16 protein-coding genes are annotated in these 18339 nt (G+C 73.1%); 5 read left to right on the top strand and 11 right to left on the bottom strand.

Features of this window, described 5'->3' with window-relative positions:
- Positions 1–12 precede the first annotated feature (12 nt).
- The 3 genes from AB0G32_RS04490 to AB0G32_RS04500 are packed head-to-tail and all read right to left on the bottom strand — an operon-like array spanning position 13 to position 4114.
- Positions 13–1434 carry an acyltransferase gene (locus AB0G32_RS04490; protein WP_361157941.1) on the bottom strand — a complete coding sequence of 474 codons (1422 nt, stop codon included), beginning with the start codon at positions 1432–1434 and terminating at the stop codon, positions 13–15.
- Entirely contained in the window at positions 1431–3761 is a 2331-nt protein-coding gene (locus AB0G32_RS04495; protein WP_361157943.1) for a bifunctional polysaccharide deacetylase/glycosyltransferase family 2 protein, read from the bottom strand. Before AB0G32_RS04495 ends, AB0G32_RS04490 begins: the two co-directional genes overlap by 4 nt.
- Positions 3762–3781: 20 nt before the next feature.
- Positions 3782–4114 carry a hypothetical protein gene (locus AB0G32_RS04500; protein ID WP_361157945.1) on the bottom strand — a complete coding sequence of 111 codons (333 nt, stop codon included), beginning with the start codon at positions 4112–4114 and terminating at the stop codon, positions 3782–3784.
- Between the two features lie 315 nt (positions 4115–4429).
- On the opposite strand from AB0G32_RS04500, the gene AB0G32_RS04505 reads away from it, so the two are divergent.
- The gene (locus AB0G32_RS04505; protein ID WP_361157947.1) at positions 4430–5470 is read left to right on the top strand and encodes a chitinase; all 1041 of its coding nucleotides are present in this window, start codon (positions 4430–4432) and stop codon (positions 5468–5470) included.
- Positions 5471–5485: 15 nt separating this feature from the next.
- On the opposite strand, the gene AB0G32_RS04510 is transcribed toward AB0G32_RS04505, so the two are convergent.
- The 5 genes from AB0G32_RS04510 to AB0G32_RS04530 form a co-directional block, all read right to left on the bottom strand.
- Positions 5486–5932, bottom strand: coding sequence for a hypothetical protein (locus AB0G32_RS04510; RefSeq protein ID WP_361157949.1), 447 nt, complete (start codon positions 5930–5932; stop codon positions 5486–5488).
- A gap of 7 nt (positions 5933–5939) precedes the next feature.
- On the bottom strand, positions 5940–7139 hold the full coding sequence (gene mqnC / locus AB0G32_RS04515; protein ID WP_361157951.1) for a cyclic dehypoxanthinyl futalosine synthase: 1200 nt from the start codon (positions 7137–7139) through the stop codon (positions 5940–5942).
- A gap of 71 nt (positions 7140–7210) precedes the next feature.
- On the bottom strand, positions 7211–7939 hold the full coding sequence (locus tag AB0G32_RS04520) for an A24 family peptidase (RefSeq protein ID WP_361157954.1): 729 nt from the start codon (positions 7937–7939) through the stop codon (positions 7211–7213).
- Positions 7936–9672: a serine/threonine-protein kinase gene (locus AB0G32_RS04525; RefSeq protein WP_361157956.1), complete on the bottom strand. Its 1737-nt coding sequence runs from the start codon at positions 9670–9672 to the stop codon at positions 7936–7938. Before AB0G32_RS04525 ends, AB0G32_RS04520 begins: the two co-directional genes overlap by 4 nt.
- Positions 9673–9723: 51 nt before the next feature.
- Positions 9724–10572 carry a menaquinone biosynthesis protein gene (locus AB0G32_RS04530; RefSeq protein ID WP_361157958.1) on the bottom strand — a complete coding sequence of 283 codons (849 nt, stop codon included), beginning with the start codon at positions 10570–10572 and terminating at the stop codon, positions 9724–9726.
- A 310-nt stretch (positions 10573–10882) separates the two neighbouring features.
- On the opposite strand from AB0G32_RS04530, the gene AB0G32_RS04535 reads away from it, so the two are divergent.
- On the top strand, positions 10883–11086 hold the full coding sequence (locus tag AB0G32_RS04535) for a cold-shock protein (protein WP_004984723.1): 204 nt from the start codon (positions 10883–10885) through the stop codon (positions 11084–11086).
- Between the two features lie 134 nt (positions 11087–11220).
- Positions 11221–11856 carry a class I SAM-dependent methyltransferase gene (locus tag AB0G32_RS04540; protein WP_361157961.1) on the top strand — a complete coding sequence of 212 codons (636 nt, stop codon included), beginning with the start codon at positions 11221–11223 and terminating at the stop codon, positions 11854–11856.
- 9 nt (positions 11857–11865) lie between these two features.
- Here the strand turns inward: AB0G32_RS04540 and AB0G32_RS04545 are convergent, their stop codons facing one another.
- Both AB0G32_RS04545 and AB0G32_RS04550 read right to left on the bottom strand, forming a co-directional pair.
- A complete protein-coding gene (locus tag AB0G32_RS04545) occupies positions 11866–13791 on the bottom strand; it encodes an AMP-binding protein (protein ID WP_361157964.1) in 1926 nt (641 codons plus the stop codon).
- A 238-nt stretch (positions 13792–14029) separates the two neighbouring features.
- A complete protein-coding gene (locus AB0G32_RS04550; protein ID WP_361157967.1) occupies positions 14030–15316 on the bottom strand; it encodes an acetyl-CoA C-acetyltransferase in 1287 nt (428 codons plus the stop codon).
- Between the two features lie 94 nt (positions 15317–15410).
- On the opposite strand from AB0G32_RS04550, the gene AB0G32_RS04555 reads away from it, so the two are divergent.
- A complete protein-coding gene (locus AB0G32_RS04555) occupies positions 15411–16706 on the top strand; it encodes a 3-oxoacyl-ACP reductase (protein WP_361157969.1) in 1296 nt (431 codons plus the stop codon).
- Positions 16706–17608, top strand: coding sequence for a MaoC/PaaZ C-terminal domain-containing protein (locus AB0G32_RS04560; protein WP_361157972.1), 903 nt, complete (start codon positions 16706–16708; stop codon positions 17606–17608). Before AB0G32_RS04555 ends, AB0G32_RS04560 begins: the two co-directional genes overlap by 1 nt.
- On the opposite strand, the gene AB0G32_RS04565 is transcribed toward AB0G32_RS04560, so the two are convergent.
- The gene (locus AB0G32_RS04565; protein WP_361157975.1) at positions 17596–18306 is read right to left on the bottom strand and encodes a TetR/AcrR family transcriptional regulator; all 711 of its coding nucleotides are present in this window, start codon (positions 18304–18306) and stop codon (positions 17596–17598) included. The two genes, AB0G32_RS04560 and AB0G32_RS04565, sit on opposite strands and share 13 nt — an antisense overlap.
- Positions 18307–18339 lie beyond the last annotated feature (33 nt).

Here is an 18339-nt window from a genome sequence, read left to right on the forward strand (position 1 = left end):
TCACGGCCGGACTCACGGCAGGAGCCGCGGCCGTTTGCGCCCCGCCACGTCCTCCACCCAGCCGCAGGCCAGCACGAACACCGCGATCAGCACCCAGCCCACGCCGAACATGAACCACTGGCTCGCCAGCGGCAGGTACGTCTCGAACGCGGGCACCTTCCAGAACTGGTCGATCAGCGGCACCGCCAGGATCAGCGCCAGCTCGTGCCAGAGGTACACCGTCACGGCCCGCGCGTTGAAGACGGTGACCAGCCGGTCCAGCCGCCGGAAGCGGGCGAGACCCGCGAAGTCGACGTTCAGCCGCGCCTTGGAGTACATCAGCAGCGTGACGAAACCGGCCGACCAGAACGCCTGGGCGAGCGGGATGTCGTCCAGGTCGTAGCTGCCGTACTCGGCCTGGTGGGCGAGGGCGTACCAGCCGCCGTAGCCGAGCGCCGCCAGGGACAGCGCCACGACCGCGAACGGCTTCAGCCGGGCCAGCACCCCGTCCCGGTGCGCGAAGCCGAGGACCCAGCAGAAGAGGTACGTCGCCAGGTCGAGGAGCCCGGTGCCGAAGCGGTTGTCGGGCGGTTGCCAGCAGAACTGGAAGACCACGATCGGGGCCAGGGTCGCCAGCAGCACCGGGACCGGCGCCAGCCGGAACACCTTCAGCAGCAAGGGCGAGATCAGCACGAACCACAGGTAGGTGCGCAGGTACCAGAGGATCTCCCAGGCCTGCTGGCCCCAGGCGTTGCCGGGCGGGTCGCCGAGCGGCACGACCCAGTAGACGATCTGCCAGCCCGGCATCCAGCCGTGGATCAGCATCGCCACGACGACGAAGACGCCCCAGAACCAGAACGGCGGCAGCAGCCGGCGCACCCGGCTGCGCACCACCTTCAGGGCCGGGCGCTCCAACGACTTGGCCATCAGGGTGCCGGCCAGGCCGAACATGATCCCCATGGACGGGAAGACCATCGCGGCCCAGGCCCAGCCGAAGGTGTGGTACGTCACGACGCGGACCAGCGCGACCGCGCGCAGGGTGTCGAAGTACCGGTCCCGGCCGCCGGTCCGGGCCGCCGGAGCCGGCCCCGGCGGCCCCGGCGGCTCCGGTTCCGGAGCCGCCGGGGCCTGAACAGCCGGTTCCGGTGCCACCTGGGGCAGCGGTGCCGTGGACTCGGCCGACGGCACCTGCTGCGGGTAGCCGCCGTACTCGCCGTTCGGGCCGTGGTTCTGCGGGTACGGCTGGGGCTGGCCGTACGGCTGAGGCTGGACGTACGGCTGGGGCTGGACGTACGGCTGGGGAGGCGGCGCGTACTGCTGCGGCGGCGGCGCATACGCCTGCCCCTGCTCGCCGTACCCGTACTCGTACCCGTAGCCCGGCCCGTTCCCGTAGCCCGGCCCGTTCCCGTACCCCTGTCCGTTGCCGTACTGCTGCCCGTGCTGTTCCCAGCTCATCCGCCGGCCCCTGCCGGGGTACCGACCTCGCCCGTCCGCTTCAGCTTCTGCCAGCGCAGCCGGCCGCCGGTGAGGGCGGTGATGCAGGAGTGGATCAGGACGAGATACATCATCTGCCGGTACGCGAGCTGCTGGAGCGGCATCATCAGCAGGTACCGGTACTTCTCCTTGTCCAGCCGGAAGGCGTACGCCGCGCAGAACAGCTGGATGCCCAGCACCGCCAGCCAGGCCAGCAGGGACGCCTTCCAGTCCACGAAGATCATCGCGTAGATGGTGAACACGTCGATGAGCGGCGCGAAGACCGGGGTGACGATCTGGAAGATGACCACCAGCGGCATGCCGACCCGGCCGAAGCGGCCCGAGGGGCCCTTGTCGGTCAGGGACTTGCGGTGCTTCCACAGCGCCTGCATCGTGCCGTAGGACCAGCGGTAGCGCTGCGACCAGAGCTGCTTGAGCGAGCCGGGCGCCTCGGTCCAGGCCCGGGCGTGCTCCTGGTAGACGACCCGCCAGCCCGCGCGGTGCATGGCGATGGTGATGTCGGTGTCCTCGGCGAGGGTGTCCTCGCTCATGCCGCCGACCTGGAGCACCGCCTCGCGGCGGAACGCGCCGATCGCGCCGGGGATGGTCGGCATGCAGCGCAGCAGGTCGTACATGCGCCGGTCGAGGTTGAAGCCCATCACGTACTCGATGTGCTGCCAGGCGCCGATGATGGTGTTGCGGTTGCCGACCTTGGCGTTGCCCGCGACCGCGCCGACCTCGGGGTCGGCGAACGGCTGCACGAGGTGGGCCACGGTCTCCGCCTCGAAGACGGTGTCGCCGTCCATCATCACGACGATGTCGTGGCTGGCGTTGCGGACGCCGTTGTTGAGGGCGGCCGGCTTGCCGGCGTTCTCCTGGCGGATGACGCGGACGTTGGTCATACCGAGCGCCCGGGCGGCCTCACGGGAGATTTCGGAGGTGCCGTCCGAGGACCCGTCGTCCACGATGATGATCTCGATCGGGTGGGTGCTCTGCGCCAGCGACTTCAGGGTGTTGGCGATGCACTCCTTCTCGTTGTACGCCGGGACGATGACGCTCACCGGGCGGGTGACGGTCGGGCCCCAGCTGAACCGGCGTTTGTTGCGCTGTCTGTAGTGCCGGCGGGCCAGGAGCAGCATCATCCCGAACCGGCCCATGACGGCCACCCCCACCACCATCAGCCCGACCGAGAGGGCCGGCACGGTCCACTCGGCGACCCGGACGGCGGCGATCAGCGCCTTGCCCTCGTAGAGGGTCGCGCCGGTGGCCTTGTGGTGGGCGGCGGTGAGCTGGGAGGCCGCGTCGGCGGCACCGTTCTGCCCGGCGGGAGCGCCGGTCGGCTGGTTCCCGGCCGCCTGCTGGTCCCCGGCCGTCGCCTGCTGGTCCCCGGCCGCCGCCTGCTGGTTGCCCGCGGCCGGCGCGCCCGCGTTCTGCTCCGCCATGACCCCGCTGATGGTGGTGAAGGTGTACCCCTTCGCCTGCATCTTCTCGATGTACTTCGGCAGCGCCTTGATCGTCTGCGAGCGCTCGCCACCGGCGTCGTGGAAGAGCACGGACGCGCCCTCGCCGTCCTCCGGCGTCGCCCACTTGACGATCTTCGAGACGCCGGGCTTCTTCCAGTCGTCGCTGTCGGTGTCGACGAAGACGCTGGTGTAGCCGTCCTCGCCGAGCTTCTGGTAGATCGGCCAGCTGTAGTTGTCGATGGCGTCCGTCTCCGAGGAGTAGGGCGCCCGGAACAGCGTCGTGGTGATCCCGGCCGCGCCCGCCAGCGCCAGCTGGGTCTGCTCCATCTCCCGGGTGATGCGGGCGTCGCTCTGGTAGGAGAGGTCGACGTGGGTGAAGGTGTGGATGCCCACCTCGTTGCCCTGGTCGACCAGGTCCTCGACGATGTCGGGGTAGCGCGAGATCATCGACCCGACCAGGAAGAACGTGCCAGGCACGTCGTACTCCTGAAGGATCTTCAGGACCTGTGGGGTCCAGGTCGGGTTCGGCCCGTCGTCGAAGGTCAGCGCGATCGTCTTGTCCGGCACGGAGACGGTGGTGGCCTGTCCGCCGACGAATGACAGGATGGGGCCGCCGTTCAGGACGTCGTCGGGGACGTCACTGGCGCTGGCGCCGGTGCGCACCCGCTCGTCGCCGCCGACCTCGGCGCGCAGATAGCCGTCCAGCAGCATCACGCAGGTCAGCGCCAGCAGGAGCAGCAGCGCGAGGATGACTCGCGGCTTCTGCAGCGCGGCGGCCCGGCCGGCGGCGCGTTCCATCCGGGTGGGAGCGCGGCGGCGGCCACGCGAAGGAGGTGTCGTGGTCATGGAGTTGGCTGCGATTCCGGTCAGTCGGCGGTCGCGGAGGCGGCCGGGGCGGAAGCGGAGGCGGAGGCGGAACCGGTGGCGGCTCCGGTGGGCGGGAGGCCGGTGGGGGCGCCGGACGGCGCGCCGCTGGGGAAGCCGGTCGGCGCGGCCCCGCCCTGCGGCCGCATGCCCCCACCGGGCGCCGCACCGTTGCCGCCGCCGCCGAAGGGCAGCAGCGAGGACGGGTTGATCGAGGTGCCGATGCCCATGAAGGCCAGACCCAGCACGATCGCGTACCCGATACAGACGACACCGACGAGGAGGCCGAGCCGGCGCAGCAGCTTGGCCCGGCGTCCGGAGTTGTCAACGAACACGGGTCCCTCAATGGACGCGACGGACGCGACAGACCCGCTGCCGCGTTTGCGGCGGCGACCGCGCACAGCGGCGCGGCTTTCGATGGCAGGCTCGGAATGCATTCCTCAGATGTTAGGAGTACTTCATGTGACCAAATCTCTGGCTTTCTTGTGAGGCCCCCATGAGAACTGGCCAGACCTGTCAGTCTGCTGAGAAACCCCAGGAAAACGCGGGTATTTGCCAGGAACGGCACAGTCCCGTGTGGCACCTTTCCGGTTCGGAGACACGTTTTGTTTCCGTCCTGGGACATACATCTGAGAGCGGGAGCGTACGCGATGAGGGTTCCACGAAGGTCCGCGGCCGGGCTGATCTGTCTGTTCGCCCTGGCAACGGCGGGCTGTTCGGCGGGAGGTGACGACAGCGCCGACCCGGCATCCGGGGCCACGTCCTCCGCCGCTCCCTCCACCTCGTCGGATTCGTCGTCGGGTTCGTCGTCGGCCACCGCGTACGCCCCGTACGTCAGCGCCACCACCGCCTCCGACCTGGACTCGGCGGGCTCCCCGGGGACCTACAACCTGGCGTTCGTGATCTCCTCCGGCAGCGACTGCACGCCCGACTGGAACGGCAGCCACGCCATCGACGACTCGACGGTCGCCTCCCGCATCTCGGACCTCACCGCCGACGGCGCCTCGGTCCGGGTCTCCTTCGGCGGCGCCTCCGGCAAGGAACTCGCGGCCACCTGCGACAGCGCCGAGGAACTGGCCGAGGCGTACGGCGAGGCGCTGGACGCGGCCGGCGGCGCCACCCTCGCCGACTTCGACATCGAGGGCGACGAGCTGACCGACGCCGACTCGGTCGACCTGCGCTCCGAGGCGATCGCGCTGCTCCAGGAGGAACGCACCGATCTGAAGGTCTCCTTCACCCTCCCGGTGATGCCCTCGGGCCTGGACGACGACAGCATCGCGCTGCTGGAGTCCGCCAACGACCACGCCGTGCAGGTCTCCACGGTCAACCTGATGACCATGAACTACGGCGAGTCCTACAGCGGTGACATGGGCGACTACGCGCTCACCTCGGCCAAGGCCGCGCACACCCAGCTCAAGGAGATCTTCGGGCTCTCCGACGCGAACGCCTGGCGGGGCATGGCGCTGACCTCGATGATCGGCGTCAACGACGTGGACGGCGAGACGTTCACGCTCGACGACGCGGCCGAGGTGCGGACGTTCGCCGAGGAGAAGGAGATCGCCTGGGTGTCGATGTGGTCGACCTTCCGCGACCAGACCTGCGACGACGACTCCGACTCGAACGACGCGGCGACCGACTGCAGCGGGGTGGACCAGGACGCGGGGGCGTTCGGCGAGGCGTTCGCGGGCTGAGCCCCGCCGGCCGGTTCAGCGCCGGCGGTGCACCAGCCGCCCCGCGCACACCGTGACCAGGCACGCCCCGTCCGCGTCGAACACGGCCAGGTCGGCCGGTCCGCCGGGCACCAGTACGGCCGGGCGCGGCTCGGCGAGCACCGTCACGCCGTTGCGCCCGGCGGCGGCCCGCAGCCCGGGATCGACGTACCGCGCAAGGACCGCCACCGCGCCGAGCTTCAGCACCTCGTGCACCCGCTCGCGCGGACTCGGCGCGGCCGGCAGCGGACCGTCGTGCAGCCGCCCCGGACCGAGCACTCCGGGCCAGCGCCGCACCCGGGCCCCCGGGAAGCGCGCCTCAAGCTCCGCGACCGGCCCCACGGCGGCGATCCGCCCGCCCTCGACGGCCACCGCGCCGTCCACCAGCGGCGCGGTGTCGTCCCAGGCGGCGCGGATCTCGTCGGCGGCGTGAACGGTCAGCAAGACGGCCTCAGTTGGTGGCGATCAGCTTCAGTTCGGGGTGCGCCGTGCCGCCCTCGATCGCGGTGGACGAGATGTGCGAGACGACCCGCTCGTCGACCGGGTCGTTGGCCGGGTCGTCGTGCACGACGAGTTGCTCGTACGTGGTGGCGCGCTGCGCCGGGACCCGCCCCGCCTTGCGGATCAGGTCGATGATCTCCAGCCGGTTGGACCGGTGCTTGGCGCCGGCCGACGAGACCACGTTCTCCTCCAGCATGATCGAGCCGAGGTCGTCGGCGCCGTAGTGCAGGGAGAGCTGGCCGACCTCCTTGCCGGTGGTCAGCCAGGAGCCCTGGATGTGGGCCACGTTGTCGAGGAAGATCCGCGCGATGGCGATCATCCGCAGGTACTCGAAGAGGGTGGCCTGCGTGCGGCCCTTCAGGTGGTTGTTCTCGGGCTGGTAGGTGTACGGGATGAAGGCGCGGAAGCCGCCGGTGCGGTCCTGGACGTCGCGGATCATCCGCAGGTGCTCGATGCGCTCGGCGTTGGTCTCGCCGGTGCCCATGAGCATCGTGGTGGTGGACTCCACGCCCAGCCCGTGCGCGATCTCCATGATCTCCAGCCAGCGCTCGCCGGACTCCTTCAGCGGCGCGATGGCCTTGCGCGGCCGCTCCGGCAGCAGCTCGGCGCCGGCCCCGGCGAAGGAGTCGAGCCCGGCCGCGTGGATCCGCCGGATCGCCTCCTCGGCGCTCACCTTCGAGATCCGCGCCATGTGCTCGACCTCGCTCGCCCCCAGGCTGTGGATGACGAGCTGCGGGAACTCCTTCTTGATGGCCGCGAAGTGGTGTTCGTAGTACTCGACGCCGTAGTCCGGGTGGTGCCCGCCCTGGAACATGATCTGCGTGCCGCCCAGTTCGACGGTCTCCGCGCAGCGCCGCAGGATGTCGTCGAGGTCGCGGCTCCAGCCCTTCTTCGCGTCCTTGGGAGCCGCGTAGAAGGCGCAGAACTTGCACGCCGTGACGCACACGTTGGTGTAGTTGATGTTCCGCTCGATGATGTACGTCGCGATGTGCTCGGTCCCGGCGTACCGGCGGCGGCGGATCGCGTCGGCGGCCGAGCCCAGCGCGTGCAGCGGGGCGTCACGGTAGAGGACGAGGGCTTCTTCCGGGGTGATCCGACCACCGGCGGCGGCGCGGTCGAGGACGGGCTGGAGGTCGGCCTTCTCGGTCACCGGGCGTCCCTTTCGTCAAGGGTTGTGGACGGACCGGTCCAGCGTACGCCAGCACTTTCGGGCCGTGGACGTCAGGCGGTGAACGCCCCCACCAGCAGGCCGAGGAACGCCCCGCCCAGCAGGAACGGCCCGAACGCGATCTGCGTGCCGCGGCCGGCCCGCCGGGTGACGAGGAGGCCGAGCCCGTACAGCGCGCCGAGCAGGAAGCCGGCGAAGGCGCCCAGCAGCACCGTCGGCCAGCCGTACCAGCCGAGTACGGCGCCTGCCCCGAGGGCCAGTTTCACGTCGCCGAAGGCCATGCCGGAGGGGTTGAGGAAGAACAGGGCGTAGTAGCCGGCGCCGAGCGCGAGGGTGCCGAGCAGGGCGGTGGGCCACGAGCCGGCGTGCTCCGGCACCAGGGCGACCAGGCCGAGCAGGACCAGGGCGGCACCGGCCAGCGGCAGGGTGAGCAGGTCGGGCAGCCGCCGTACCCGGACGTCGACCACGGTCAGCAGTACGGCGACCGGCGCGAGCAGCAGCCAGACGGCCAGTTCGGGCCGGGTGCCGGTGGCGGCGGCCAGGGCGGTACAGGCGAGCGCGGTGACGCTGGCGGGGACGGCGGCGCCGGGGCCGTACGGCGTCCGGTCCCGGGGACAGCGGGCCCGGCCGAGCCAGCCCTCGACCGGGTGCCCGGCCGGGCAGCTGCTTCGCCGGCTCTCGCCGGGCGGCACGGCGAGCCGGTAGGCCGCGCGGGGCAGCAGCGCGCCCGCCGCCGCGCCCCACAGCGCCGCCACGACGACGACCAGCGGCTCGACGCTCATCCGGCGGCTCCGGTCTTGGACAGCCGGGCCTCGGGCCGGCCCGACTCCGCGCTGTCCGACTCGTAGCGCAGGTCGTCGCCGACGGGGGTGAGGCGGACGGTGTGCCGGGCCTGGCCGCACACCCCCCGGTTCGCCGGGTCGCCCACGGCCGCCGCGACGATCCACTCGTCCGTGACCTCGGTCAGGGTCAGTACGTCGTCGCAGGTGCCGCCGAGGATGTCGGTGTGCCGCATGGTGCCCAGTTCCTGGCCCACCCGCGCCTCGGCGACGGTCAGCCGGAAGGTGCCCAGCGGCAGGTCGCCGTCCCGGGCGGTGGCCTGACCCGTCCAGGTGCCGAGGTAGGCGGCGGGGACGGCGCCGCCGGCGGACGGGGACGCGGAGGCGGACGGGGACGGGGGCGCGGTGGCGGCGGGTGGCCGCGCGGTGTCGTTCCCGGCGTCACCGCCGTCGCTCCCGCCGCCCGGCAGCAGGTCGAGTACGAACACCGATCCGACCGTCACCGCCGCCAGCGCCCCGGCGACCGCCAGGGCCACCGTGCAGCTCACCTTGCGCGTGCGCCCGGGACCCGCCTGCTCGGACGCCGCCGTCACGGAGACGGAGACCCGGCCGGGGGTGCCCCCGGACAGCGCGGTCGGGGGGTGCGGCGGGGCGTCCCGGGGGGCGGGAACGGGAGCGGACGCGGGCAGCGGCCCGACCGGCACCGGCGGCGGCGGCGATGGCGATGGCGGTGGCCCGAATCCGCCGAAGCCCGTCTCCCCCGCCCGCACCGCCGGGCTGCTGAACCCGACCGGCCCCGAAGCCCCCGCCTCCGCCCCCGCCCCCGCCGCTTCCGCCCCCGCCTCCAGATTCAGCAGCTGTACGGCGCTCCGGCTGACCCGTTCCACCAGCGGTCCCGGCAGCCAGCCGGCCGTGACCAGCCGGGCCGCGCCCTCGGGGGCCAGTCGCCGGGCGAGTTCCGCGGGGGACGGGCGGGCGGCGGGGTCCTTCGCCAGGCAGGCCGCGGCCGGCTCGCGCAGGTCCCCGGCGAGACCGTCCAGCTCGGGTTCCTCGTGGACGACCTTGTAGAGCAGCGCGGCCGAGGAGTCGCCGGGGAAGGGCGGCCGGCCGGTCGCCGCGAAGACCAGGACGGCGCCGAGCGAGAAGACGTCGGCGGCGCCGGTGACGCCCTTGCCGAGAATCTGCTCGGGCGCCATGTAACCGGGCGAGCCGACCGAGACACCGGTCGAGGTGAGGGAGGCGGTGCTGTCCGTGGCGCGGGCGATCCCGAAGTCGATGAGGAGCGGGCCGTCGAGGGTGAGCAGCACGTTGGACGGCTTGACGTCCCGGTGCACGAGGCCGAGCGCGTGCACCGCGGTGAGCGCCTCGGCCAGGCCCGCGCCCAGCGTCCGTACCGTGTGCGCGGGCAGTGGGCCGCCGCCGTCCGCGACCGCCGCCGTCAGGGACGGTCCGGCCGCGTACGCCGTGGCCACCCAGGGCACCCGGGCGGCCGGATCGGCGTCCAGGACGGGCGCGGTCCAGGCGCCGCCCACCCGGCGCGCGGCGTCCACCTCGCGCCGGAACCGGGCGCGGAACTCCTCGTCCAGCGCGAAGTGCGGGTGCACGATCTTCACCGCGACCGTGCGTCCCCCGGCGCTGCGGCCCAGGTAGACGCGGCCCATCCCGCCGGAACCCAGTCGGCCGAGCAGCCGGTAGGGCCCCACGGCAGTGGGTTCGTCGGCCTCCAGCGGGCGCATGGCGTCCACCCCTCCCCCGGTACACCACCTGCGAGCAGGTTAGTGGTCCGATCAGGGCTGGAGCAGATCCACCGTCACGTCGGCCGGGAAACCGGTGCTCGGGCCGACCCGGCGGGCGAACTCGGTGACCGCCGCGAGCTGCGGGTCGCCGAACCGGAAGTCGAGGGTGGTGAAGTACCTGGCGAGGGTCCGCTCGTCGAAGTCCTCCCAGCGGGCGGCCTGCTCGGCGACCTTGTCGACCTCTTCCAGGGAGAGGTTGCGGGAGGCCAGGAACGCCTCGTGCACCTTGCGGGTGATCACCGGCTCGCGCTCGGCGTAGTCGCGCCGGGCCGCCCAGACCGCGAACACGAACGGCAGGCCGGTCCACTCCTTCCACAGCGCGCCCAGGTCGTGCACGGCCAGGCCGAAGCGGGGCCCGTCGAGCATGTTGGCGCGCAGCGCCGCGTCGCCGATCAGGACGGCCGCGTCGGCCTCCTGCATCATCAGGCTCAGGTCGGGCGGGCAGGTGTAGTAGTCCGGCTGGACGCCGAACCGCTCGGCGAGCAGCAGCTGGGCGAGCCGCACGGAGGTGCGGGAGGTCGAGCCGAGGGCGACCCGGGCCCCGTCCAGCTGCTCCAGCGGCTTCTGCGAGACGATCACGCAGCTCATCACCGGGCCGTCGCAGCCGACGGCGATGTCGGGGAAGGCGACCAGTTGATCGGCGTGCTTGAGGAACTCGACCAGGGTGATCGGCCCGATGTCGAGGTCGCCGCGCACCAGCTGCTCGCTGAGCTTCTCCGGGGTGTCCTTGGTCAGCTCGAAGTCGAGGAGCGTGCCCGTTCTCGCGAGCCCCCAGTACAGGGGCAGGCAGTTCAGGAACTGGATGTGGCCGACACGCGGCCGGGTGCGAGAATTGTCCACATCGTGAGGCTAGCCCTCACCCCCGGATCGGCGGGCCCCGACCCCCGGCCGCCCCCGGGCGGTGCCCCGCGTCAGCCGGACGCCGCACGCGTTCAAACATTCGGGTGAAGTGATCTTGCGCTCTGTTGCTTTCCGGCGCCTGCATGCTAGGCTCGCCGCAAGTTGCAGTTTGGTTTCCCTTGCAGTACAGAGCCTGCGGAGCATGTGACCGCGGGCTCTCGTCATTCTCAGACGTATGCAGTTGTGCAGAATTCATCTTCACACTTGCTGGTTCTGGAGCAGGGCAACCCTTTGGGCCCAAGGAGGGCTTATGGCTACCGGAACCGTGAAGTGGTTCAACGCCGAAAAGGGCTTTGGATTCATCGCCCAGGAAGGCGGCGGCCCCGACGTCTTCGTCCACTACTCCGCGATCAATGCGACCGGTTTCCGGTCCCTCGAGGAGAACCAGCAGGTGTCCTTCGACGTCACGCAGGGCCCGAAGGGTCCGCAGGCTGAGAACGTCACCCCGGTCTGATCTGATCCTCTGATCCGGATCGAGCGCAGTACCCAAGGAGCCCCGCGCCTCGGCGTGGGGCTCCTGCCTTTGCCTGCGGCGCCCGGCGGCGGTACGGACGGGGATGTCAGTGGGGGCCGCTACTCTCCGGCGCCATGACCACGACAGAGGACACCCGCACCTTCTACGACACGATCGCCGAGGACTACGCGGACCACTTCCGCGGCGTCCATCTCGCCAAGCCGCTGGACCGGGCCGTACTGGCGGCGTTCGCCGAGCTGGTGCCGGCGGACCGGGGGCCGGTGGCCGATCTGGGCTGCGGGCCCGGGTGGATCACCGCCCACCTCGCCTCCCTCGGGCTGCCGGTCTTCGGCCTGGACCTGTCGGAGGGGATGCTCACGGTCGCCCGGCGGCACTACCCGGAGCTGCCGTTCGAACAGGGCTCGATGCTGGAGCTGCCCGTCGCCGACGAGGCGCTGGGCGGCGCCGTCTCCTGGTACTCCACCATCCACACGCCGCTGGACCGGCTGCCGGCGCTCTTCGCCGAGATCCGGCGCGTGCTGGCCCCCGGCGCCCCGCTGCTGACCGCCTTCCAGGCCGGTGACGTGCCCCGGCGGCACGACCGGCCGTTCGGGCACCGCGTCACCCTGGACTTCGAGCGCCGGCGCCCGGAGCTGATGGCGGAGCTGCTCCGGGGGGCCGGCTTCGACGTCCGGCACCGGCTGGTCAGCGAGCCGGACGAGTCGCTCGGCGAGCCGACTCCGCACGCCTACCTGATCGCCCGCCGCTGACCGGCGCCCTCAGCCCCCGTACAGGGACTCCACCACCTCCGCGAAGTCCCGCATGATCACTTCCCGGCGGAGCTTCATGGACGGGGTCAGATGGCCCGCGTACTCGGTGAAGTCGTGCGGCAGGACGGCGAAGCGGCGGATGGACTCGGGGCGGGAGACGAGCTTGTTCGCCTCGTCGACCGCCCGCTGCAGGACGGCCCGCAGTTCCTCGTCGTCGACGAGGAGTTCCGGCGGCACCGGGTGCTTGCCGTTCATCCGGCGCCAGTGGGTGATGCCGTCGGGGTCGAGGGTGAACAGGGCCGAGACGTAGGGGCGGCGGTCGCCGAGCACCAGGCACTGGGAGATCAGCGGGTGCGAGCGCAGCCAGTTCTCCAGCGGGGCCGGGGCCACGCTCTTGCCGCCCGCCGTGATGAGGAGTTCCTTCTTGCGGCCGGTGATGGTCAGATAGCCCTCGTCGTCCAGGCTGCCGAGGTCGCCGGTGGCGAACCAGCCGTCCGGCGCGGCGGGCACCACCCCGCCGGCCGCCGGGTCCCAGTAGCCGTGCAGGACCTGTTCGCCGGCGACGAGGATCTCGCCGTCGGCGGCGATCCGCAGCCGGGTGCCGGGCAGCGGCCAGCCCACCGTGCCCAGCCGCGGCTTCAGCGGCGGGGTCACCGTCGCCGCCGCGGTCGTCTCGGTGAGGCCGTACCCCTCGAAGATCTCGATGCCGGCGCCGGCGTAGAAGGCGGCGAGGCGGCGGCCGAGCGGGGAGCCGCCGCAGATGGCGTACTTGACCCGGCCGCCCATCGCGGCCCGGATCTTGCGGTAGACCAGCGGGTCGTAGCAGGCGCGGGACGTCTTCAGACCGCGGCCGGGGCCGGAGCCGGTACCGGTCTGGCGGGCCTCCAGCGCCTCCCCGTAGCGCACCGCCGCGTTGGTCGCGCGGTCGAAGACGGTGGCCCGGCCGCCGGACTCGGCCTTGGCCCGGGCGGTGTTGAAGACCTTCTCCAGCATGTACGGGATGGTGAGCAGGCAGGTCGGCCGGAAGGCCGCCAGGTCGGGCAGCAGCTCGGCCGGTTTCAGGCTGGGGGCGTGGCCCAGGCGGACCCGGGCCCGGACGCAGGCGACGGCGACCATCCGGCCGAAGACGTGCGACATGGGCAGGAAGAGGAGGATGGAGGGTTCCTCGCCCTTGGCCTTGAAGACCGGGTAGAGCAGCTCGATGGCGTTGTCGACCTCGGCGAAGAAGTTGCCGTGGGTGAGCGCGCAGCCCTTGGGGCGGCCGGTGGTGCCGGAGGTGTAGATGAGGGTGGCCAGCGTGCTGGGGCCGAGCATGCCGCGCCGGACGCCGACCTCGGCCTCCGGCACCCGGTCGCCCAGCTCCGCGACCCGCTCCACATGGTCCTTCTCGACGATCCACAGGTGCTTGAGGTCGGGCAGCCGGTCGAGCTCCGGACCGAGCGCGGCGGCCTGCGCGGTGGTCTCGGTGACCAGGGCGACCGCGCCGGAGTCGTGCAGGATCCAGCGGGTCTGGAAGAGCGAGGAGGTCGGGTAGATCGGCACGGTCACCAGGCCGGCGGCCCAGGCGGCGAAGTCGAGCAGGGTCCACTCGTAGATCGTGCGGGACATGACGGCGATCCGGTCGCCCGGTGCCAGGCCCTCGGCGATCAGGCCCCTGGCCAGCGCCAGCACCTGCGCGGCGAACTCGGCGGCCGTCACATCGGCCCACCGCCCGTCCGCCGTCCGGCGGCCGAGCACCACCGCGTCCGGCACCGCCGCCGCGTTGTCGAACGGCAGGTCGGCGAGCGACCCGTGCCGCACCGGCGGGGCGAACGGCGGTACGTACACCTCCCGCACGGCACCGTCCAGCCGCCGCGTCTCGGGCTCCACGAGCACGGGTCCGGGCGCGTCGCCGTAGGCGGCGGACGCGGCGAAGGAGGGAAGCGGAGTGGACACGGGCGGCTCCTGGGACGTGCAGCGGCGGCTCGGCTCGGCTGCATGACGTACGTGCCGGTTGCACCGGTGTTTCAGCGGTGCACCGGTGGGACCGCGGGTGGCGGCCCGCGGTCGGCTTGGGGATCGTACGGGGCCCTCGTGGGGAGTTGGTGCGGGTTCGGGAACGGTCCGGGGACGGGGTTGTGCAACCTGCGGAGTTACTAGTAAGTAGCGGCCGGCGTCATTGACCGGGAACGGCTCAGGCCCGTTCCAGTACCGCCGTCACGCCCTGGCCGCCCGCCGCGCAGACGGAGATCAGGCCGCGGCCCGGGCCGTCCCGTTCGGCCAGCAGCTTGGCCAGGGTCGCCACGATCCGGGCGCCGGTCGCCGCGAAAGGGTGGCCGGTGGCGAGCGAGGAGCCGGCCACGTTCAGCCGGGCCCGGTCCACCGGGGCCAGCCCGCGCTTCTCCCAGGCCGCCAGCGTGGCCAGCACCTGGGAGGCGAACGCCTCGTGGATCTCGATGAGGTCGAAGTCCTCGATGCCCAGCCCGGCCCGCTCCAGCAGCCGCGGCACCGCGTACGCCGGGGCCATCAGCAGCCCGTCCTCGCCGCCCGCCACGTCCCCGTGCGGGAAGTCCACGGCGGCCGTCTCGTACGCCGTCAGGTGGGCGAGCGGTTTCAGGCCACGCGCCGCGGCCCACTCCTCGCTCGCCAGCAGCACGGTCGCCGCGCCGTCGGTCAGCGGCGTGGAGTTGCCCGCCGTCATCGTCGGCTCGGGCCCGTCGGTGCCGAACACCGGCTTCAGCGCGGCCAGCTTCTCCGGGGTGGAGCCCGGCCGCAGGTTCTGGTCCCGCGCCAGCCCCCGGAAGGGGACCACCAGGTCCTGGAAGAAGCCGCGTTCGTACGCCGCCGCCAGCCGCTGGTGGCTGGCGGCCGCCAGTTCGTCCTGGGCCGCGCGGCTCACGCCCCACGCCCGCGCGGTGACCGCCGCGTGCTCCCCCATCGACAGACCGGTGCGCGGCTCGGCGTTGCGCGGGATGTCAGGGACCAGGTGACCTGGGCGGATACGGGAGAGCGCCGCCAGCCGGGCGCCCGGCGACTTCGCCCGCCGGGCCGCCAGCAGGATGCGCCGCAGCCGGTCGTTGACGCCGAGCGGCGCGTCGCTCGCGGTGTCCGCGCCGCCCGCGACCGCCGACTCGGTCTGGCCGAGGGCGATCTTGTTGGCGGCGGCGATCACCGCCTGGAGACCGGTGCCGCACGCCTGCTGGATGTCGTAGGCGGGGGTACGGGCGTCCAGTGCCGAGCCGAGGACGGTCTCGCGGGCCAGGTTGAAGTCGCGGCTGTGCTTGAGGACCGCGCCGGCCACGAACTCGCCGACCGCGCCGGGCGCCTGGAGCCCGTACCGCTCCACCAGCCCGTTCAGGGCGGCGGTCAGCATCTCCTGGTTGGCGGCGGTGGCGTACGGGCCGTCGGAGCGGGCGAACGGGATGCGGGTACCGCCGACGATCGCGACCCGGCGGGCCCTGGGGGGCTCAAGGGGACTCATCTCGACCTGCTCCTCCACTAGGCTTACCATCGGTAACCTTACTCTAGAGTAAGCAGAGCGTCGCAGAGTAGTTCCGGAGCGCTGGGAGTCACGCATGGCCGACCGCTATCTGAGCTTCACCGGCACCGCGCCGGGCCGTTTCCTCACCCGGCGGCTCGGCCTGCCGCAGCCGGCGCCGCTGCGCCGCTGGTCCCCCGGGCAGCCGGAACTCGACGGCGAGACCCTGCTGCTGACGGCCGGCGAGTCCGGCCTCGACCTGTCGTTCCTGCCGGTGAAGGACGCCTCGGACCGGCCCGCCGCCGTCGTCCTGGACGCCACCGGGGTCCGCGGCGTGCCGGATCTGGCCGAGGTGCACGCGGCCCTGCACCCGGTCGTCCGGTCGGTCGCCGCGAGCGGCCGGGTCATCGTGCTGGGCGCCCCGCCCGCCGCCGACGACCACCACCAGGCCGCCGCCCAGCAGGCGCTGGAGGGCTTCACCCGCTCGCTCGGCAAGGAGATCGGCCGGGGCCGGACCGTCAACCTGGTCCGGCTGACCGACGCCCGCGCCGCCGAGTCCACGCTCCGTTTCCTGCTCTCCGCCAAGTCGGCCTACGTCAGCGGCCAGGTCATCGGCGTCGGTCCCGGCACCGGCCGGGTCAGCCCGCCGGACGACCCCGCCCGGCCGCTCGCCGGGCGCACCGCCCTGGTCACCGGCGGCGCGCGCGGCATCGGCGAGGCGGTCGCCGAGACCCTCGCCCGGGACGGCGCCCGGGTCGTCGTACTGGACGTGCCGGGGGCCGAGGCGGACGCCCGGCGGGTCGCCGGCCGGCTCGGCGGCACCGCGCTGGCCCTCGACATCACCGCCGCCGACGCGGGCGCCCGGATCGCCGCCGCGCTGCCGGACGGCCTGGACGTCCTGGTCCACAACGCGGGCATCACCCGGGACCGGCGGCTGGTCAACATGCCGGCCGACCGCTGGAGTTCCGTCCTCGACGTCAACCTGGCGGCCGTCCTGCGCACCACGGACGCCCTGCTCGCCGCCGGCACCCTGCGCTCCGGCGGCCGGATCGTGGCCACGGCGTCCATCGCGGGCCTCGCCGGGAACGCGGGCCAGACCAACTACGGCGCCAGCAAGGCCGGGATCGCCGGCCTGGTCCGGTCGCTGGCGCCGCGCGCGCTGGCCGAGCACGGGGTGACGGTGAACGCGGTCGCACCGGGCTTCATCGAGACGCGGATGACGGCGGCCGTCCCGCTCCTCATCCGGGAGGCGGGCCGCCGGATGACCTCCCTCGGCCAGGGCGGCCTGCCGGTCGACGTCGCCGAGACCACCGCCTGGTTGGCGCACCCGGCCTCGGGCGCGGTCAACGGCCAGGTCGTCCGGGTCTGCGGCCAGAGTCTGCTGGGGGCGTAGTGACCAGCACCGCGCGCACCGGCACGCTGACGAGCGCCCCCGCGCTGCCGCCGCTGCTGGCCCGGGGCGCCCTGCTCTCCCCCTTCAAACGCCCCCGCCCGGACGCGGAGTTCCCGCGCGTCCGCCTGGTCCTGCCCGCCCTGCGCGCCGACCCGGCCCGGCTGGCGGCGTACGAACGGGTCTGCGGCTTCCCCACCGGGGCGGCGGCGCTCCCGGTCACCTACCCGCACCTCATGGGGTTCCCGCTGGCCATGCGGCTGATGAGCGCCCGGGACTTCCCGCTCCCGCTGCTCGGCCTGGTGCACACGTCCCTCACCGTCACCCGCCGGACCGCGCTGCCCGCCGACGCGGCCCACGAGGTCGCCGTGCACGTCGCCGGGCTGGCCCCGCACCGGCGGGGCACCGAGGCGACGGTGGTCACCGAGGCGCGGTCCGGCGGGAACGTCGTATGGGAGTCGTCCAGTACGTATCTGGCCCGGCACCGCACGGGGCGTCGGACGGCCGGGTCCAGTACGTACCCGGCCCGGCGTCCGACGGCCGGCCGGCCCGCCGCCGCCCCCCGCGCCGAGTCGCCGAAGCCGCTTCCCGTCCGCGCCGAGTGGCGCCCGGCCGGGGACACCGGCCGGCGGTACGCCGCCGCGTCCGGGGACCGCAACCCGATCCACCTGCACCCGCTCACCGCCCGCCTGTTCGGCTTCCCCCGGGCCATCGCGCACGGCATGTGGACGGTGGCCAGGTGCCTCGCGGAACACGGCACCCCGGAGGCGGTCACGGTACGGGCCGAGTTCCGGGCGCCGGTGCTGCTGCCGGGGACGGTGACGTACGGGGCGCGGGGCGGGCGGTTCGAGCTGCGCGGGCCGGACGGGCGCCTGCACCTGTCGGGTGAGGTTCAGCCGGCCTGAGCGACCGGCCGCTGTTCCTCGTCGGGGTCCGCCGGCGCGGTCCACGGCCGGTCCGCCATCAGGTTGCCCAGCCCCGCCCAGGCGAAGTTCATCAGGGTCGCCGCCGCCTGCTTGGCGGTGACGCCCTCGGTGGCGCCCGCCCAGTCGGCGAGCGACTCGGCGGCGCCGACCAGCGCCTCGGCCAGCCCGGCGACCTCGTGTCCGGGCAGGTCGGGGTCGCGGTGCGCCTCGCGGGCCGCCGCCGCGATCAGCTCCGTCACGAACGCCACGATCTCCTCGCGCATCGCGGCCACCTCGGCGGCGAACGGGGCGCCGTGGGTGCGGGCCTGGAGGTGCAGGACCGCCCAGCCGTCCGGATGCCGGGCGGTGTGCTCGAAGAACGCCCGCAGCCCGGACCAGAGCTGGCCGTCGGCGGGCAGCCCGGCCCGCACCCCGGCCCGCACCGCCGCCGTCAGCGCCCCCGCCTCGCGCCGGATGCAGGCGGTGAACAGGTCTTCCTTGGAGTTGAGGTACAGGTACACCAGCGGCTTGGACACGCCCGCGAGTTCGGCGATCTCGTCCATCGACGCGGCCCGGTAGCCGCGCCGCCCGAAGGTGCGCACGGCGGCGTCCAGCATCTGCCGCTCCCGGACCGCCCGCGGCATCCGCTTGGCTCTGCCGACACCCGCACCCGCGCCCACGCCCGCACCCACACCCATGCACATCAGCGTACGGCCCGCCCGGAGTGATCC

This window comes from Streptomyces sp. NPDC023723 (assembly GCF_040639815.1).
Classification (GTDB): Bacteria; Actinomycetota; Actinomycetes; order Streptomycetales; family Streptomycetaceae; genus Streptomyces.

Excerpts from the sequence above, each read along its gene's own strand:
- AB0G32_RS04540 (WP_361157961.1), top strand. The coding sequence starts at position 11,221 with ATGACCACGACAGAGGACACCCGCACCTTCTACGACACGATCGCCGAG.
- AB0G32_RS04555 (WP_361157969.1), top strand. The coding sequence starts at position 15,411 with ATGGCCGACCGCTATCTGAGCTTCACCGGCACCGCGCCGGGCCGTTTC.
- AB0G32_RS04490 (WP_361157941.1), bottom strand. The coding sequence starts at position 1,434 with ATGAGCTGGGAACAGCACGGGCAGCAGTACGGCAACGGACAGGGGTAC.
- AB0G32_RS04535 (WP_004984723.1), top strand. The coding sequence starts at position 10,883 with ATGGCTACCGGAACCGTGAAGTGGTTCAACGCCGAAAAGGGCTTTGGA.
- AB0G32_RS04505 (WP_361157947.1), top strand. The coding sequence starts at position 4,430 with ATGAGGGTTCCACGAAGGTCCGCGGCCGGGCTGATCTGTCTGTTCGCC.
- AB0G32_RS04495 (WP_361157943.1), bottom strand. The coding sequence starts at position 3,761 with ATGACCACGACACCTCCTTCGCGTGGCCGCCGCCGCGCTCCCACCCGG.
- AB0G32_RS04550 (WP_361157967.1), bottom strand. The coding sequence starts at position 15,316 with ATGAGTCCCCTTGAGCCCCCCAGGGCCCGCCGGGTCGCGATCGTCGGC.
- AB0G32_RS04525 (WP_361157956.1), bottom strand. The coding sequence starts at position 9,672 with ATGCGCCCGCTGGAGGCCGACGAACCCACTGCCGTGGGGCCCTACCGG.
- AB0G32_RS04565 (WP_361157975.1), bottom strand. The coding sequence starts at position 18,306 with ATGGGTGTGGGTGCGGGCGTGGGCGCGGGTGCGGGTGTCGGCAGAGCC.
- AB0G32_RS04520 (WP_361157954.1), bottom strand. The coding sequence starts at position 7,939 with ATGAGCGTCGAGCCGCTGGTCGTCGTCGTGGCGGCGCTGTGGGGCGCG.